This window comes from Streptomyces sp. NPDC044033 (genome assembly GCF_056434425.1).
The window spans coordinates 50,167-66,051 of the sequence record NZ_JBWKFF010000019.1; the positions used below are offsets into that span (position 1 = coordinate 50,167).

The 15,885-nt window shown below is 69.3% G+C and carries 16 protein-coding genes and 2 pseudogenes; 7 read left to right on the top strand and 11 right to left on the bottom strand.

Annotation, left to right across the window (positions count from 1 at the left end; translation table 11 throughout):
• Positions 1 to 198: 198 nt before the first annotated feature.
• Positions 199 to 803 (top strand): annotated as a pseudogene (locus AC07AB_RS29255) (IS5 family transposase); the annotation flags it as partial.
• 221 nt (positions 804 to 1,024) lie between these two features.
• Here AC07AB_RS29255 and AC07AB_RS29260 read toward each other — a convergent pair.
• Entirely contained in the window at positions 1,025 to 1,552 is a 528-nt protein-coding gene (locus tag AC07AB_RS29260) for a cupin domain-containing protein (protein WP_478572904.1), read from the bottom strand.
• A 322-nt stretch (positions 1,553 to 1,874) separates the two neighbouring features.
• Between AC07AB_RS29260 and AC07AB_RS29265 the strand changes: the two genes are divergently transcribed.
• Positions 1,875 to 2,759, top strand: a complete 885-nt coding sequence (locus AC07AB_RS29265) for a helix-turn-helix transcriptional regulator (RefSeq protein ID WP_478572907.1) — start codon at positions 1,875 to 1,877, stop codon at positions 2,757 to 2,759.
• Between the two features lie 10 nt (positions 2,760 to 2,769).
• Positions 2,770 to 3,057, top strand: a pseudogene (locus tag AC07AB_RS29270) (IS630 family transposase); the annotation flags it as partial.
• Positions 3,058 to 3,111: 54 nt separating this feature from the next.
• Here the strand turns inward: AC07AB_RS29270 and AC07AB_RS29275 are convergent.
• Positions 3,112 to 4,659: a M1 family metallopeptidase gene (locus AC07AB_RS29275; protein WP_478572910.1), complete on the bottom strand. Its 1,548-nt coding sequence runs from the start codon at positions 4,657 to 4,659 to the stop codon at positions 3,112 to 3,114.
• Between the two features lie 353 nt (positions 4,660 to 5,012).
• Positions 5,013 to 5,306: a trypsin-like serine protease gene (locus AC07AB_RS29280; RefSeq protein ID WP_478572913.1), complete on the bottom strand. Its 294-nt coding sequence runs from the start codon at positions 5,304 to 5,306 to the stop codon at positions 5,013 to 5,015.
• A gap of 331 nt (positions 5,307 to 5,637) precedes the next feature.
• Between AC07AB_RS29280 and dhaK the strand changes: the two genes are divergently transcribed.
• Complete coding sequence (gene dhaK, locus AC07AB_RS29285) at positions 5,638 to 6,630, top strand: dihydroxyacetone kinase subunit DhaK (protein ID WP_478572915.1); 993 nt, start codon at positions 5,638 to 5,640, stop codon at positions 6,628 to 6,630.
• A 100-nt stretch (positions 6,631 to 6,730) separates the two neighbouring features.
• Here dhaK and AC07AB_RS29290 read toward each other — a convergent pair whose 3' ends face one another.
• Positions 6,731 to 7,552 (bottom strand): hypothetical protein, encoded by an 822-nt coding sequence (locus AC07AB_RS29290; protein ID WP_478572918.1) that lies wholly within the window; start codon positions 7,550 to 7,552, stop codon positions 6,731 to 6,733.
• Positions 7,553 to 8,321: 769 nt separating this feature from the next.
• Between AC07AB_RS29290 and AC07AB_RS29295 the strand changes: the two genes are divergently transcribed.
• From AC07AB_RS29295 to AC07AB_RS29305, 3 genes are all read left to right on the top strand, one after another.
• Positions 8,322 to 8,963 (top strand): hypothetical protein, encoded by a 642-nt coding sequence (locus AC07AB_RS29295; protein ID WP_478572920.1) that lies wholly within the window; start codon positions 8,322 to 8,324, stop codon positions 8,961 to 8,963.
• Positions 8,964 to 9,166: 203 nt separating this feature from the next.
• Positions 9,167 to 9,907: a metallophosphoesterase family protein gene (locus AC07AB_RS29300; RefSeq protein WP_478572923.1), complete on the top strand. Its 741-nt coding sequence runs from the start codon at positions 9,167 to 9,169 to the stop codon at positions 9,905 to 9,907.
• Positions 9,908 to 9,975: 68 nt separating this feature from the next.
• Positions 9,976 to 11,229 (top strand): glycosyltransferase, encoded by a 1,254-nt coding sequence (locus AC07AB_RS29305; RefSeq protein ID WP_478572926.1) that lies wholly within the window; start codon positions 9,976 to 9,978, stop codon positions 11,227 to 11,229.
• A 42-nt stretch (positions 11,230 to 11,271) separates the two neighbouring features.
• On the opposite strand, the gene AC07AB_RS29310 is transcribed toward AC07AB_RS29305, so the two are convergent.
• The 7 genes from AC07AB_RS29310 to hisG all read right to left on the bottom strand — a co-directional run bounded on the left by AC07AB_RS29310 (position 11,272) and on the right by hisG (position 15,884).
• A complete protein-coding gene (locus tag AC07AB_RS29310) occupies positions 11,272 to 11,715 on the bottom strand; it encodes an SRPBCC family protein (protein ID WP_478572928.1) in 444 nt (147 codons plus the stop codon).
• A gap of 124 nt (positions 11,716 to 11,839) precedes the next feature.
• Positions 11,840 to 12,634: a maleylpyruvate isomerase family mycothiol-dependent enzyme gene (locus AC07AB_RS29315; RefSeq protein ID WP_478572931.1), complete on the bottom strand. Its 795-nt coding sequence runs from the start codon at positions 12,632 to 12,634 to the stop codon at positions 11,840 to 11,842.
• Between the two features lie 33 nt (positions 12,635 to 12,667).
• A complete protein-coding gene (locus AC07AB_RS29320; RefSeq protein ID WP_478572934.1) occupies positions 12,668 to 13,444 on the bottom strand; it encodes a GNAT family N-acetyltransferase in 777 nt (258 codons plus the stop codon).
• 102 nt (positions 13,445 to 13,546) lie between these two features.
• A complete protein-coding gene (locus tag AC07AB_RS29325; RefSeq protein WP_478572936.1) occupies positions 13,547 to 13,699 on the bottom strand; it encodes a hypothetical protein in 153 nt (50 codons plus the stop codon).
• A complete protein-coding gene (locus AC07AB_RS29330; protein ID WP_478572938.1) occupies positions 13,687 to 13,941 on the bottom strand; it encodes a hypothetical protein in 255 nt (84 codons plus the stop codon). Before AC07AB_RS29330 ends, AC07AB_RS29325 begins: the two co-directional genes overlap by 13 nt.
• Positions 13,942 to 14,285: 344 nt before the next feature.
• On the bottom strand, positions 14,286 to 14,825 hold the full coding sequence (locus AC07AB_RS29335) for a hypothetical protein (protein ID WP_478572940.1): 540 nt from the start codon (positions 14,823 to 14,825) through the stop codon (positions 14,286 to 14,288).
• A 174-nt stretch (positions 14,826 to 14,999) separates the two neighbouring features.
• Positions 15,000 to 15,884: an ATP phosphoribosyltransferase gene (gene hisG / locus AC07AB_RS29340; RefSeq protein ID WP_478572942.1), complete on the bottom strand. Its 885-nt coding sequence runs from the start codon at positions 15,882 to 15,884 to the stop codon at positions 15,000 to 15,002.
• Position 15,885: the final 1 nt, after the last annotated feature.

Consider the following 15,885-nt stretch of genomic DNA (forward strand, 5'->3'; position numbering starts at 1 on the left):
CGTGCACCAATTCCGCTCCCTAGGACAAGAGGTGTAGATCGCTGTGGCGAGGGCAAACACGAGGCTATCGGAGGCGACGCGTCGTCCGAGAGGCGAGGTGATGCCGGACAGCGACGTTAAGACGGTGTCCTATGCGGCGAGTCGATCGTTGGGCTCGGTATGGGACGGGGTATGTGGAGTTGATTTGTTCCGGACGGATTGTGAGAGATCGCGGAGCCGCTGATCCCGCCGTCAAAGGTACGGCAGCAGGGCGGCGGGACGCAGGACACGCCTGATGAGACACTGTTCGCCGCGAACATCTACGGCTTGGTGTCCGGCTGCGCCTGGCGGACCTTGCCGCCGTGCTTCGGGATATCGAAGTCGACGGCCCATCGCAGGTTCCTGATCTGGTCGCGGGCCGGTGTCCGGGGTCGGCCCCACGAGGAGATCCTGTATCGGTATCGCCTGTACGACGCCGGCCTGCTCGACCTGTCCCGAGCCGTGCTCGACTCCGCGCATGTGAGGGCTAAAAGAAGGGGCGAACTCACAGGTCCGAGCCCCGTGGACCGAGGCAAGCCGGGTTCCGAGATGCACGTCCTGTCGGACGCGAACGGGCTGCCCCTCCTCGTCGGCGCCTCCGCGGCCAGCGTCCACGACAGCCTCGCGCCGAAGCCCATGATCACCGGTCACCAAACGAGACACGCCCCCACCGCGGGCGCCGCTTCAAGCCCCGACGCCTGCATGCGGACACGACGTACGACGCCCCTCATCTGCGGAAATGGCTACGGGGCAAGCACATCGGCGTCCGCATCGCCCGCAGGGGGCGGAGGTAGTGATCCGCGTGCGCCCTTGGCTCCGACCGGGCGAAAAGCGACTCTGCTCCTGCAATAACCCGGTTGAGTTCCTCGTCCCATACCTCAAGGTCCGTCGGGGAGACTACACATTCCGGGAGCAAGTCGAAATTCTTCGGGGAATCTCACATTCTGATTACTCCACGGACTGTTGCTGGAGTGTCGGCTACACTCCAGCAGCTGGCCCTGCCACACTAGGTGAAGTCGTCGTGGTCAATACCGACAATAACGGCCGCACAGACCGCCGGCACGTCACCATTATTGATCCACCGGTGCTTCGTCCCGTTCTGGATGATCGTGTCGCCTGCCTTCAGAGTCTTGCTAGCGCCATCATCGAGTTCGAGAGTGATCTCCCCGGACAAGACCACCATGAGGTCGACGCTGGCCGACTTGTGCATCCCGCCGCCTTCGGGGAAATTACCGTCGAAGCCGTAACGCATGGGCCGCCTCGGGGTAAACGTCCCCGGCGCCAGCTCCGGCAACGGGTCTGCGCCATTCGGCGCCAGCGTGACCATTACATAACGAAACCCGCCAGCCCTCGGGAAGTACTCGTCTTCACAGGCAGGCTCCGAACCGGCGTCAGGGAAGTGCACACCTTTGTAGTCGCCGCCCCAAATCTGGTAAATAGGGCCACCACCCCCGTCGTGCTCAAGCTCCACGTCGCTGGCAAAAACAGCCTTGCCCTCCGCGTTATGACCAGTGGCTACTCGTCTTACCGTCATGTTGAGCTCCCTAATGCGTTGATGGGCGTCATGGCGTCACGCGGATGATTTTCCATGGATTAGGTGTCGCCCTACTCCGCGCGTATTCGATACCGCGATTGAGGCGGCAGGCCCGACATTCAGCCTGGGATCTTATCGTTGGCCTCCAATTCGTCAGGCGGTTGTGATGCAGGTGCCGACTGGGGGGGAAAGCTGTGCAGGGTCTCTCCGCCTTGCCGTGTCCCTGCTACGAAACCCGTATTCGTGCGCGGGTGGGAGTTACCGCTCTTCCGGGTAACGGCAGTACCTCCCAGCGCACCGCCGCGCGACCTACGATGGTGATGTGATCGACAGCGAGAGGCATGAGCAGGCCGACGCGGTGCGGGAGTTCCTCAGTACCCGTCGCGCCCGTATTACGCCCCAGCAGGCAGGACTGCCCGTCTTCGGTGTCAAACGACGGGTGACCGGGTTGCGCCGGGAGGAGGTGGCACTGCTGGCCGGGATGAGCATTGACTACTACATCCGCCTTGAGCGCGGGAACTTGAGCGGCGCCTCGGACTCGGTGCTGGACTCCTTGTCCCACGCACTTCAGCTCGACGATGCCGAGCGTGCCTACCTCTACGACCTGGCCCGCGCGGCCACTGCGTCCGGGCGTCGGCCACCCGCTGCGACTGGGCGGATCCGACCGGTGGTCCTGCGGATGCTCGACGCGATGACCGACCTGCCGGCCTACATCCGCAACGGGCGGTTCGACATCCTCGCCGCCAACTCTCTCGGCCAGGCTCTGTATGCCCCGGTCTACGATTCCCCGTTGTTCGCGCAGCGTGGTCCGGTCAACACCGCGCGATTCCTGTTCCTCGATCCTGGTTCCGCCGATTTCTGGCCCGAGTGGGAGAAAGCCGCCAACGACTCAGTCGCCATCCTGCGCACCGAGACCGGCCGCTCGCCGCAAGACAAGGGCCTGACGGACCTGATCGGAGAGCTCTCCACAAAGAGCGACGAGTTCGCCCAACGTTGGGCTAGGCACGACGTGAAATTCCACCGCTCCGGCATGAAGCAACTCCACCACCCGCTCGTCGGGAACCTGGCCCTGCCCTACGAAGCCCTCGATCTGCCCGCTGACCCCGGGCTCAGTATCACCGTCTACTCGCCCGAGCCCGACTCACCCGAACGCCAGACACTCGATCTTCTGGCCAGCTGGACCAGCTCGACCGCACGCGAGCGCTGACAATCGTCACCGGCCGAAGACATTCACGCGGCCCGAGCGGCGCGAGATCAAGAAGACCGCCGAGTCCCAGCCAGTCGAGCACGACCTGCCCTACTCCACCTGGAGTCTGACCAAGCCGGCGGACTTCCTGGTAGCCGAGGGAGTGGTCGACGACATCAGCCACCAGGGCCTGCGCACCCTGCTCCGCGAGGAAGACGTCTCCTTTCAACGCGTGAAGACCTGGAAGACCTCACGCGACCCCGGCTACGCGGCCGAGAAGGCCCGCGTCGAGCACCTCTACGCCATCACCGACGGCGAGGGGCGCCGGGGCGGGCCAGCAGCGCCAGGTCGTGCTCCCAGGCGTTGGGGTCGGTCAGGCTCGGGACGGTGGGCCGGCTGCTCGGACCTTGTGTCCCTCGGTCTGCGTTGGAGTGGGTGCCGAGGTAGGGGCCGCGATGGGGTTGGGCGGTGTTTTCGCGCCGTAGATCCAGCTCTTGATGTAGGCGCTGAAGTCTCGTCCGGAGACTTCGTTGGCGACGTCGATGTAGTCCTGGGTCGAGGCGGTCTTGTGGCGGAAACGCTCGAAGAAGGTCTTCTCGATCTTCTGGAACGTCGCGGCGCCGACTTGGCGGTTGAGACCGTAGAGCATGAGGAGGCCAGGCGCGTTGGTGGAGCCGAGGACGTCACCGGGGTCCTTGAGCCGGCCGGGCGGCCCGGTCTCCGAGCGGTTCTCCTGGTCGAACTCGTAGGCGCGTTCCACGCTTTCCTTCAGCGGGGTGATCTTCTTTTCGTCCTGGTAGCGAAGCGTGTAGTAGGAGGCGTGGCCTTCGCTGATCCACATGTCGTCCCAGCTCTTGAGCGAGACGGCGTCGCCGAAGTACTGGTGGACCAGCTCGTGGACCATGGTCGGCACATCGTCCGGTCCGCTCAGCCCCAAGGTCGGCAGTGTCGCTGATTCCAGGGCTGCCCCGTAGTCCCCCTGGGGAACCAGGACACCGTAGGTCTCGTAGGGGTAGGGGCTGCCGATCATTTTCTGTACCCAGGCGATCTGCTTGCCGATCTGGTCCACGTACGGCCTGGTCTTGTCGGCCTGGTCCGCGGGTACGTAGCTGCGCAGCGGGAGACCCCCGGGGCCTGTTGCGGTGATCTTCTTGTAACGGCCGACCGCCACTTGGACGACCTCGGTGGGGATCGGGTCACGCGTGCCGTACACGTACGTGGTGCGGTTCCCCTTCGTGGTGGTCCGGCGCAGCGTGCCGTTCGCCACCGCCGTCAGGTTCTTGGGAACGGTGATACGGAAGGTGACACGTGCCTTGTCGCTGGGATGGTCGTTCATCGGGAAGAACAGGTGGGCCCGGTCGGGCTGGCCCAGCAGAGCGAACCCCTCCTTGCCCTTGTCCGTGGAGTCCCACCAGCCGGAGATGGAGCGTGTCTGGTCCGGGGTGGCTGGGGACGGGGGCGCGGCTGAACGGTCGGCGGTGTAAGCGACCTCGACGCGGAACGCCTGCCCGTTCGGCAGGGCAGTGATGAAGAGTTTCTCGCCCTGGCTGCGGAAGGTGGCCGCCTTGCCGTCGACCGTGACCGATGTGAACGTCATCCCGGCCGCATCCAGGCTGAACTCGGAAAGATCCTGCGTGGCCACCGCGTCCACCCGCGCGGACGACGCCATCTTCGTGGTGCCCGGCCGGTAGTCGTACCCCACGTCGTAGGACCGCACGTGGTAGCCGCCATTGCCGACATAGGAGAACAGCCGGTCGCCTATGCTCCGCGCACCCGGCCTCTCCGTGCCCTCCGCAGCCGCGGCGCTCCCCGGGCCGGTCACCACGGCGGCCAAAGCCGCTGCCGCAGCGGTGAACGAGCAGAGGCCGACCCGGCCCACTCCCGTGCGAGGGGTTGTACGTTGGCGTTTTCCGACGTGCATGAACGTCTTCCTTCGTGGTGAGAGTGATCGCGAAATGCGACTGGACTGCTGTCGCCCGTGGGACCGAGCGTCTCGTTGGAGACGGGTGAAGCGGGCGAGATGAAGGGGCATGGCCTGGCGCTGGAAGCAGGTTCGCGGCGGTGTCGTCGGCCCGGTTCTCGCCGTTGTCTGCGTGCCGGGCGGCCTGCGCGGCACCGGGCACGCGTCGATAGGTGAACACCGTGACCGGATACCAGGCGAGCGGGTTCTTCACCTTCGGATCGCTGCCGGACTGCGGGGGTGGATGGGCGCCGCGGCCGTCGGGCGTACGGCGCCGACGGCCGCGCGCTCGGTCTCGTTCCCGTTGGCGGGGATCAGGGGTTGATGACGGACTTGATCCAGTCGGCCCTGATGGTCACGTTGGTGTAGATGGTGGGGTCGACGTCGGGGTCGCCTCCGTTGCCGGAGGTGGCGCCGGCCGGGGCCCAGGCGCCCTTGGTCTTGATGAGGGCGGGGCCACCGGAGTCCACGTTGGCCGCGCCGCGGCCGTTGACGGCCGCGATGCACATCTCCTTGCCGTGAACGATCCCCGATCGGTCGCACTTCCCGTCGGGCAGCCGCTCGGTGTCGAGTTCGCGCAGATCCTTGGGACAGTTGGCGGGAGTCATCTCTTTCCCGGTCAGCCGTAGACCTGCGCCGGACGTGAGCCGACTACGCGGTCACGGTCAGGGGCGCGCCGCAACACGCAGGGGTCGCGTCCTCCACCCGCCAATATCTGCGATCGTTCCATCACCTCCGCACATCCCGACATCGTCGCGCCAAGTAATCCAGGCAGTAGCTGACGCGCCATCAGCCAAGTCGGCATCAGGTCGGCATCGGTACCGTCAGGGACCCCCGCCGACCGCCGGATACCGCCACCATAGAATTGTCCGTGCACTACCCCTGACCTGCGGGATTGCAGGTAGGCGGCAGTTCCTTGCAACGCCCGAGGAGATCCACATGAAGATGCTCATCAATGTTCCCGAGACCGTGGTGGCGGACGCGCTGCGGGGTATGGCCGCCGCTCATCCGGATCTCGCGGTGGACGTCGAGAAGCGGGTCGTCGTACGGCGGGACGCGCCCGTGGCGGGGAAGGTGGCGCTGGTCTCGGGCGGTGGATCCGGGCATGAGCCGCTGCACGGGGGGTTCGTCGGGCCCGGGATGCTGGACGCCGCGTGCCCCGGCGAGGTCTTCACCTCTCCGGTGCCGGATCAGATGGTGCGGGCCGCGGCCGCCGCGGACAGCGGCGCAGGCGTGCTGTTCATCGTGAAGAACTACACGGGCGACGTCCTCAACTTCAACATGGCCGCCGAGCTCGCCGAGGACGAGGGGATCCAGGTGGCCAGCGTGCTGGTCAACGACGACGTCGCGGTGACCGACAGCCTCTTCACCGCGGGGCGACGCGGCACCGGGGCCACGCTGTTCGTCGAGAAGATCGCCGGGGCCGCCGCCGAGGAGGGCGCTCCCCTGGAACGCGTGGAGGCCCTCGCACGCCGCGTCAACGAGTCCTCGCGCAGCTTCGGCGTGGCCCTCAGCCCCTGTTCGACCCCGGCCAAGGGCAGCCCCACCTTCGACCTGCCCGCCGGCCAGCTGGAGCTGGGCATCGGCATTCACGGCGAGCCGGGCCGGGAGCGGCGCGCCATGATGACGTCGCACGAGATCGCCGACTTCGCGGTGGACGCGGTGCTCTCTGACCTTCAGCCCGACGGTCCGGTGCTGGTGCTGGTCAACGGCATGGGCGCGACGCCCCTGCTTGAGCTCTACGGCTTCAACGCGGAGGTGCAGCGGGTGCTCGGCGAACGCGGCGTCGTCGCGGCCCGCACCCTCGTCGGCAACTACGTGACCGCGCTCGACATGGCCGGCGCCTCGGTGACGATCTGCCAGGTCGACGAGGAGATGCTGCGCCTGTGGGACGCGCCGGTGCAGACGGCGGGCCTGCGCTGGGGGCGCTGAGCCGTCGGCGGCGAGGGGCTGCTGCGGCCGGGTGCGGACCGGACCGCGGCGGAGGTGACCGGGCGTACGGGCGCTCGGCCGCGGTCGATCCCGGTAGGGCTCAGCCCCGGTACGGGCGGGACTGGTACAGCCGTGTGTGGTAGCGCCCCTCGGACTCCAGGCCGGCCGGGTCGGCGCCCGCGAGCCGTACCTGTTCGATGGCGCCGCGCCGCTCCGCCGGGTCGCTGAACAGCCGTTGCGTGTACGTGCGCGAGCGGTCCTCCTCGGTGACGAGCCCGTGTGCGGCGAGGCTGGAGAGGACGGGCTGATACGAGACGGTGCGCAGGACGAAGGCGCTCACCCACAGCGGATCGCGCGCACAGCCCAGCAGGGCGTCGACAGTGCGGCGGGTGATGTAGCCGATGCCGCCGGTGACCGTGATGAGTCCGGTACGGGCGACGGCGCCGCTCAGTGCGGCGCTCGGTGGTACGTGTTCCAGGTTCTCCGCGTACGCGTGGTCGAGCAGGCCCACCGTCAGGGCGTACCGGACGGCGTTCTCGGCGGTGTCGAGTCCGATGGCCGGTGTGGCGTCGTCGCGTCGCCGTGCGGCGTAGAACGCCTTGTCGCGCTCGATGAGCTCGTCCGTCGTCAGCGCCTCGGCCTCGGGACCGGTGTAGTGCGCGTACAGGTCGCCGAGGGTGAGGTCGTGGTTGAGGAGTGCGGCGTTGATGCCGTACGAGCAGCACAGGTCGAGGACCGTCACGGGGCCGCCGGCGGCCGCGGCCCGCTCGGCGCGGGTGCGGCGGAAGACCTCCTGGGCGTGGTGGGGGATCTCGTAGTCCAGCGGGGCGAGGCGACGGAAGTACGCGCGGGGGTCCGGGGCGTCGTAGATGTCGTCGAACCGGGTCTTCCCCGAAGCGGTGCTGATCCTGCCTGCGGTCATGGATGTACCTCCAGAGGTGGGCGGGCATGCTGAGCATGAACGTCTATCGGATGGGCGCGCGGAGCCGATAGCAGGCAGGGGCGTAATCAGCCACGGACCCGGGCGGAGCGCGGGCGAATCCGGTGGGCCCCGATTGCCGGGGGCAGGTGCGCGGGGCGCTTGGCTCGTCTCCGACCTCGCGTTACGCCCGTGCCCGCACCCCGGTGGCGAGCGGTCGCGGGTCTGCCCGGCGCGGCGGACGGCGACCCGTGAACTGGCCAAATGCACGACCGTTCGCGCCGTCGGTCCGTACCGGACAGCGGGTCCGAGCGACGCACCGAAGAGTTCGCACCGGAGAGTTCGCACCGGACATTCCGCATTCACATTCCTTACGGAACAGTCGGATTCCCGACACCGTTTGCGGCCAGCTCCGGCCTCTGCGTCTCTGCAAATCTTGGCGATTTCTCGATATCCGGCGAATACCTTCTCATCGCGAAAGCCCGCCGATAGCGGTGGACGTCACGACGAATCCGGAGCATTCTCCGGTTCGGGCGCCTCGACCACCGGTCCCCCAGTTGACCTGCACTGGTCTGTACCACTGCCCCGCGCGCCACGTACCGGGCATTGAGGAAGACTCATGAAGAAATTGTTCACATCCCATGCGAATTCGTCTTCCCGTGCCGCTGTCGCAGCCCTGCCCGGAGGGCCCCCAATCCCGTTTCGTTAGTGTGACGTTAGTGGTTCGCCAACGGTCTACCGAAGGATGAACCAGTACCGCCGAAAGCACAGCATGACCGGACAACTCGGGGGAACCCTCATGTCGCTCGCCGCCAAAGCCGTCCGCCGCACTCGTCGTGTGGCGGCCGCCTCGCTGATCGCCGTCGCCGCGCTCTCGCTCACCGCCTGCCAGGACGACGGGAAGGGCAACGCCGCTTCCGACTCCTCCGCCGGCGCGGCCGCCACCTCCGGGGGCGGCGGCTCGGGGTCCGGCGAGGGGTCGACGGGCGGCGGCTCCGGCGCTTCCGGTTCCTCCGGCAGCGCGGGCGGCGACCAGCAGGGTGCGGGTGCCGGACAGGGCTCGCACGCCGGCACGGGCAAGAACGGCGGCCAGAGCGAGATGGGCGGGGAGAGCGGCAAGAGCGTGAACGGCACGTGGGTCGGCGTCCTCAAGTACCTCGCGCCGGGGAAGCTGACCGTGACCCCGGAGAGCGGCATGGAGCAGGCGTTCCTCGTCGGAAGCGACACCAAGGTGCTCGGCGCGGCGGCGATCTGCGCGTCCAACGGCAACGTCACCGTGGACGGCACCGGATACGGCACCTCGACCTGCACCGGCGCCCAGCTGGAGAAGGCGGCCAAGGCGGGGTCCCCGACGGTGCGCGTCACGCTTCAGGGCGGTGTCGCCACCAAGGTCGTCGAGAAGTACCACCCCTGATCCTCACCGTGTCACGCGTCCGGTCCCCCTCGGGCGGATTCTCCCTCGGGCGGCGCGACGGGCTGCGGGACCTGACCAACCCCGCAGTCTTTCGCGCCGCCCGAGGCCATTCGCGTCTCCCCGGCCCCCGCGCCCGCCGCGGCCTCGTGCGCCACCAGCGAACTCGCCCGCCACGAACACCGGACGCGGTTACGTTCGGCCGTATGACCCCACGCGTCGCTGTTCTGTCCGATATCCACGGTGTCCTGCCCGCACTGGAGGCGGTCCTCGCGGAGCCCGACGTCCGGGCCGCCGACCGGATCGTCCTCACCGGCGACATCGCCGACGGCCCCCTCCCGGTCCAGACTCTGGACCTGCTCGACTCCCTGGGTGAACGGGCCCTGTGGATCGGCGGCAACGCGGATCGCGAACTGGTCCGGAACGAGCCGTCCCCCTACCCCGTCAGCGCCTGGGCCGCCGACCGGCTCCGCCCCGAGCAGACCGAACGGCTCGCTTCTCTCCCCGCCGCCGTCGAGTTGGACGTCGACGGACTCGGCCGCGTCCTGTTCTGCCACGCGACGCCGCGCAGTGACCAGGAGGTCGTCCTCGTCGACTCCCGCGCCGACCGCTGGGCCGAGGTCATGGCCGTGGTCGAGGAGGGGGTCGGCACGGTCGTATGCGGGCACACGCATATGCCGTACGCCCGGATCGCGCACGGTCGAATGGTCGTCAACCCCGGTAGCGTCGGCATGCCTTACGGGCGGCCCGGCGCCCATTGGGCCCTCCTGGGGCCCGGCGTCGAACTGCGCCGCACTCCGTACGACTACGCGGCGGCCTGTGCCCGTATCGCCGCCGAATCCACCTTCCCCGGCGCCGCCGAGTGGGCCGACAACTATGTCAACGCCCGTACCTCGGCGGAGGAGGCCATCGCCGTGTTCGGCCCCCTCGACGGGCGCGGCACCTGACCGGACGACGGCGGCGGCCGTTCGGGGGCTCGGGGGCCGTGTGTACGCTGCACGGTTCACTGTCCGTCATGGCGGGCCAACGACAAGTGGAGAGTGTTGAGTTGCGCATCCTGCTGGTAAGCGGAATCCGTCCCTGGGACCCGTTCGGCGGTGCGATGCGCACTGAGGTGATCGCCCGGTCGCTGGCCGAGCTCGGCACGGTCGACCTGCTCGTTCTGCCGCTGGACGGCAAGGCCGAGGAGCCGCCGCGGGGTTCGGTCTACGGGCGCGTCCTGACGGTCCCGCAGCGCTATTCGCCGCTGGACCGCGGGCGGAGCCCGGTGCGGTCGATGGTCGAGTTCGCCCTGGGGACGCTGCGGGCCCAGGTCCGTATGACGCGCGCGGCCGTATGCGAAGAGGCGCCCGCATGGCTGGCAGGGGCGCGCTACGACGTGGTCTGGTACATGCGGGAGCACATCTGGCTCATGACGCGCGGGCTGGTGGACGCGCCCTCGGTCATCGATGTCGACGATCTCAGGGACGTACTGCTCCGGCGGTGGCTTTCGATCGGGAAGGCCGACCGCGGCGCGCCGCTCACGCCGCTCCGCCGGCTCGACATGCACCGGGTGATCGCGCGCTGGGAACGCGTGCACCGGCAGGCGGCGCGCGGCGCCGATGTGCTGGTCTATTCGAGCACGCCGGACCTGGAACGCGCCGGGTACCCGAACTCCGTCGTCGTGCCCAACACGTATCCGGCGGTGGACGGTTGCCCCGCGCCGGACGAAGGGAGAAGGCCGCCCACGATCCTCTTCCAGGGCGTGCTCGCCTACGCGCCCAACGCCGACGCGGCGACCTGGCTCGTGGAGGACATCGCCCCGGTGGTCCGGGAGAAGTTCCCGGACCTGCGGGTCCTCCTGGCGGGGCAGTCCTCGCCCCGCATCGGGGCGCTGGCCCGTCACCCCGGGGTCGAGGTGACCGGGACGGTGCCCAGCATGACGCCGTATCTCAGGGGTTCGGACATCCTGGTGGCACCGTTGCGGGTGGCGGGCGGCACCCGTATCAAGATCCTGGAGGCGTTCGCGCACCGGCTGCCGGTGGTCGCGACCCCGGTGGGCGCCGAGGGACTGGACGCCGCCGCGGGCGTCCACCTCGAACTGGGCGGCACGACGGAGGAGATCGCCGAGAGGTGCGTACGGCTGCTCTCGGACCGGGGCGCGGCCGAGGCCATGGCCGACCGGGCCCATGCCCTGTACCGGTCCCGGCATCTGCCGGAGCGCGCGGCGGAGCGGGTGCGCCACGCTGTGAAGACGGCGATCGACCGGCCCGCGAAAGCGGGTGGGTGACGGTCCCTCGGCGTCAGACGGCGACAGGGCAGGGGCCGCGTGTCATCGGGGACGGGCGAAGTACCCGGCCAGCCCGCGCAGGCCGACGGCGAAGACGTCGTCCCGGAAGAGCGCGACCAGGGCGTCGGCGTCGCGGGCGTCGCAGCCGAACCCGACGGACCACATGACGAAGGACTCCCCGGTGGTGGTGAGCGGCATGACCTGGATCGTCGAACGGTAGGAACGGACGGCGAAGGGGCTTCCGATGATTTCGTAGGTCACCGACCGCCGCTGGTCGTCGAGCGCGATGAGCGTCTCGACGACCTCGCTCCCGTCGGCGAGACGCAGGGTCCGTACGCTCCCGACGCGGTCGTGGGCGTCGCCGTCGCCCAGGGTGCTGTGCGCGATGGCCGGGTGCCAGTCGGGCAGGCCGTCGAAGTTTCTGACAACCCGCCAGACCGAGGGGGCGTCTGCTGGGATGACGGCGCTTGCGCAAGTTTCGGGCATCGGCCTGCCTTCACTGTGTGTGCGGTTGTTCTCCGCGTGGTCCGTGCGGGAGCCCATGATGGCAGGAGCGGCGGCGGCACAAGGGGCAGTCGCCGCGACCGCCCCCGGTGACAGCGGCCGTCCGTCACTCCTGAAGCCAGGCTCCGGTCCGTTCCAGCCAGAGGTCGAACAGCGAAGCGTCGCCAATGATCTCGATGGGCTCGCCGCGGGCGGGACGGCGGTAGAGCGCCAGCAGCAGATCGGTCAGCGGGCCGCGTACGGTGACGGCGGCCGGGCCCGGCGCACGGCTCCAGGTGATGGCGTCGCCGGTGAGGTCGATCGACCAGTCCGCTTCCTCGGGCCGGGCGTCGGTGGCGTGCAGGTGGAGCGTACGTCCCGGGCCGAGCAACTCGCGCCCGCCGGGGGCGGGTTCGAGCACCTGGGGCAGGGTGCCGAACCCCATCCACTCGTCGAGGGCGTCGAGGGCGACGTCCTCGGCGACAGCGAACTCCGCGCCGGCGGCCAGGGACGCGTCGGACCGGTGGACGAGGGTCTCGTATGTCATGCGCCGGGCCCAGAACACCGGGGTCCCGCCCGGCGCCACGGTCCACACCGCAGTGTCGGGCCCGGCGTCGCACAGCGTGTCCGCCAGCCGCCGGGCGCCCTCGGTCAGCCAGTCGCCCAGCTCGGCGGGGGGCACGTCCGTATAGGCGGCCGCGTCGTCGAGCTGGTCATGGGGTACGGGCCCGGACGCCCGGGTCCCGACGATCGTCTCGGTCCAGCGGTGGGCGGCGCCGATATGCCGCAGCAGTCGGCCGAGGTTCCAGCCGGGGCAGGTCGGCACGGGTGCCGTGTGGTCCGCACCGTCGACGGCCGACCGCAAGTGGTCGGTCTGCGCGCTGATTTCAGCGGCGTAGCGCTGGAGGCTCATGCGGGTCATGGCGGCACGCTACTGACCGTACGGATCACTCTGTCAAGGCTGGTACACGTAAGGGGTGGTGACACTGAGCCGGGTGAATCCCAGCCGGTTCAGGATCGGGGCGCTCTCGTCCGACGCGTCGACCTGGAGATAGGGGTAGCCGCGCTCCACGGCGATGCGGGTGCGCTGTGCGATCAGAGCCCGGTAGATGCCGCGGCCGCGCCAGCGCGGTACGGTGCCGCCGCCCCAGAGGCCGGCGAACTGGGTGCCCCGGTTGAATTCGATCCGCGCCGAGCAGACCGGCTCGTCGCCGTCCATGGCGACGACCGCGGCGATGGCGTCGGAGCCCTCGGCGAGCCGGGCCAGCACCGCGTTCCTGAGCCGGGTGGCATCCGTCTTGAACACCCGCTCGTGGACGTCCGCCATGAGGTGCACACCGGCCTCGTCGGTCACGGCACGCAGCTCGATGCCGTCGGGCAGCGCGACGTCGGTGGGCAGGTCCCGGGCCTCGGCGACCATCAGGGACTCGGCGGGTTCGGGGATGAGCCCGGCGGCGCTCAGCCGCTCGCCGAGGTCGTCGGGGCGGTCGTGGGCGTAGTGCTTCCATTCGAACTTCCGCCCCAGGGAGGCGAAGTACTCCACCTGCTCCGCGATGGCGCGGTCGGCGGTGTCTTCGGTCAGGTGCGACCAGAGGACAGCGCTCCACCCGTGTTCGTCCCCGACCTGCCGCACTACATCATCGGTGCGATCGACGCGGGCGCCCGGCGCGTCCGGCCGGGCGTCCCGCCGCATCTGCTGGTCAAAGGCGGCCAATACTGCTTCGTCGTCCATCCCCGGACTTCAACAGCCCCCGATCGGGGCCGCAACCGAATATCGGCCCCGGCCCCGCCGGAGAGAGCCGGGCCGTCCCGTCGCGGGACGGAGGCGGGTCCGCTACGCGACGAGGGCCGGGACGGCGCGGCGGGCGCGCAGGGTGCGGGCGACGGCCCACAGCGTGCTGAGGCCGGTCAGTACGCGCGGGTGTTCGCGCATGTGCGCCACGGCGAGGTAGCGGCGGTTGATCTCGGCGTCGGTCATGGAGGCCATGCCCACAGCCCGGTGGTGGTCTCCTCCGCCACGGGCACCTTGAGCACGCCGTCGATGTAGTGCTCGATGGCGTCGCCCTCGCTCGGCACGGCGCCGTCCGCGATCAGCTCGGCCGTCAGTCCGGGGAGCCAGCGCTCCATCTGGAGGCGGCCGCCCTCCAGCACCACGTGCAGCTGCTTGATCTGCGGGACACCGAGGCGCACGGTGTCCTCCGGGCCGAATCCGTCCCGTTCGACGATCACGACCTCGTCGGCCCCGTTCGACGATCACGACCTCGTCGGCGTGGTCGTTGAGACCCCGTGCCGCCATCAGCCCGGCGATGCTCCCGCCCAGGACGACCGCTCGCTGCGTACCCCTGCGCTCCTCGACTGCTCCCCCCGGGGGAAGCGTTCCGCGGATCGGACTTCGGGGACAGCAGGCTGGCGGACACCCGGCCCTCGGTGGGCCGTCCCGGTTCCGGCAGCCCGGGCCGCTGCCCGCGATGGTCGCTGTCATCGCGGGGAAAACCGCCCGAGCCGCCCTCTTCATCGGTCCCGATTCACCGGGCCCGCATCACCGGTCGCGCTTCATCGGTTCCACGGCCTGATCAGGCGTGGCTGAGGGCCGCCTTGGCGCCGCTCGGCGCGCACTGCACCGCGGTGGTCGGGGAGAAGTAGCTGCCGTCCTTGGTGTTCTTCCCGGAGTCGAACTCGTAGTGCAGGTAGGCGTAGAAGCCGATGGTGCCGTTGCCGACGCAGGGCGAGTCGGCGGCGACCTGGTAGGTCATCGTGACCGAGCGGCTGGCTCCGGGCGCGATGGGCGCCGTGTAGTTCACCGCACCGCCGGGCTCGCAGACACCCACGTCACCCTTACAGGTGAGGAAGTTGAACTTCATCCCGTAGCTCACGGTTTCCCAGGTCGGCTGCAGCGACTGGTACGCGAACTGCACGTAGGTGGCCTCGGGGTTGGTGAAGGTCATCGTGATGGAGACCGTGGTGCCGGGCGTCGCCGTGGGCTTGTCGACCGTGAAGGTGATCGGCGGGGTGTCGGCGGCGGTGGCGGAGGCGGGCTGCCCGAGGCCGAACAGGCCGAGGGCAAGGGCGAATATCGCGGACAGACCGAGCTGCCTGAGTCTTGTTCTACGCATGGCCGGGGAGCGTAGAGAGGTCCGGGCCATTCCGCGCCCCCTACCGCACAGGACCGGCCATACGCCTCAGCAGGCTCAGGGGACTTGGGGCAGGTGGGTGACCTGAGGGCCTCCGTGACAGGTGTGCAAATTGGCGGACATGTGCTGCCCGGTGTCCATGATTCCGGACTCGTCTCACGCCGACGCCAGCTTTCCGATGGGCGTCTCCACGATCTCGACCGCGCCCGCCCGGGACAGCTCGGCGATCACCACGGCGATCCTGTCCTTCCTGAAGACCCCCTGCACGACCGTCTGGTGCGACTCGGACCCGCCGCCGCCCAGCCGCCACCAGCGGGCCGGCATCAGGGGCTCGATCTCGGTCCACCGGTCCGCGGGAACGACGACGGTCAGCAGCAGGTGCGCCGCCCCGGCGTGCGCGGCCCGCAGCAGCGAGGCGAGCGTCTCGATCGAGGTGCGGGTGGGCTTGTCGGCCCAGGCGGCCGGGCTGGCGACGAGGTCCACCCCGCACCTGCGGACCGTGCTGAGGATGCGCAGGTTGTTCTGGCGCAGTGAGGAGCCGGTCTCCACCACTTCCATGACCGCGTCGGCCAGTTCGGGGATCTTCGCCTCGGTCGTGCCGTGCGAGTGGACCACCTCGGCGTGCAGTCCCAGCTGCTGGAAGTGGTCCTGGGCGATGGTCGGGTACTCGGTGGCGATCCGCGTCCCGTGGCCGAGGTCGTGCTCGCTGCGCGCGGGGTGGTCCGCGGGCACCGCGAGGACCACGCGCCAGCCGGTGTCGGTCGTCTTCGAGTACCCGAAGGTGTGCACGACCTCGACCTTGGCGCCGGTCTCCTCGATCCAGTCGGCGCCGGTCACGCCGAAGTCGAAGGTCCCGTCCGCGACGATCAGCGGGATCTCCCTGGGCTTGAAGAACACCACGCGTTCGACGCCGGGGTAGTCGATGCTCGCACGGTAGGCGCGCGGCGAGTTCCTGCGCACGGCCAGGCCGGCGGCCCGGAACAGTTCGAGCGTCGGCTCTTCGAGAGAACCTGTGGGGAGTGCGAGAGAGACCATGGTCATC

Bases quoted from the DNA above. Each gene is read 5' to 3' on its own strand.
- AC07AB_RS29260 (WP_478572904.1), bottom strand. From the start codon at position 1,552: ATGACGGTAAGACGAGTAGCCACTGGTCATAACGCGGAGGGCAAGGCT.
- AC07AB_RS29275 (WP_478572910.1), bottom strand. From the start codon at position 4,659: ATGCACGTCGGAAAACGCCAACGTACAACCCCTCGCACGGGAGTGGGC.
- AC07AB_RS29280 (WP_478572913.1), bottom strand. From the start codon at position 5,306: ATGACTCCCGCCAACTGTCCCAAGGATCTGCGCGAACTCGACACCGAG.
- dhaK (WP_478572915.1), top strand. From the start codon at position 5,638: ATGAAGATGCTCATCAATGTTCCCGAGACCGTGGTGGCGGACGCGCTG.
- AC07AB_RS29290 (WP_478572918.1), bottom strand. From the start codon at position 7,552: ATGACCGCAGGCAGGATCAGCACCGCTTCGGGGAAGACCCGGTTCGAC.
- AC07AB_RS29295 (WP_478572920.1), top strand. From the start codon at position 8,322: ATGACCGGACAACTCGGGGGAACCCTCATGTCGCTCGCCGCCAAAGCC.
- AC07AB_RS29300 (WP_478572923.1), top strand. From the start codon at position 9,167: ATGACCCCACGCGTCGCTGTTCTGTCCGATATCCACGGTGTCCTGCCC.
- AC07AB_RS29305 (WP_478572926.1), top strand. From the start codon at position 9,976: ATGGCGGGCCAACGACAAGTGGAGAGTGTTGAGTTGCGCATCCTGCTG.
- AC07AB_RS29310 (WP_478572928.1), bottom strand. From the start codon at position 11,715: ATGCCCGAAACTTGCGCAAGCGCCGTCATCCCAGCAGACGCCCCCTCG.
- AC07AB_RS29315 (WP_478572931.1), bottom strand. From the start codon at position 12,634: ATGACCCGCATGAGCCTCCAGCGCTACGCCGCTGAAATCAGCGCGCAG.
- AC07AB_RS29320 (WP_478572934.1), bottom strand. From the start codon at position 13,444: ATGGACGACGAAGCAGTATTGGCCGCCTTTGACCAGCAGATGCGGCGG.
- AC07AB_RS29325 (WP_478572936.1), bottom strand. From the start codon at position 13,699: ATGGCCTCCATGACCGACGCCGAGATCAACCGCCGCTACCTCGCCGTG.
- AC07AB_RS29335 (WP_478572940.1), bottom strand. From the start codon at position 14,825: ATGCGTAGAACAAGACTCAGGCAGCTCGGTCTGTCCGCGATATTCGCC.
- hisG (WP_478572942.1), bottom strand. From the start codon at position 15,884: ATGACCATGGTCTCTCTCGCACTCCCCACAGGTTCTCTCGAAGAGCCG.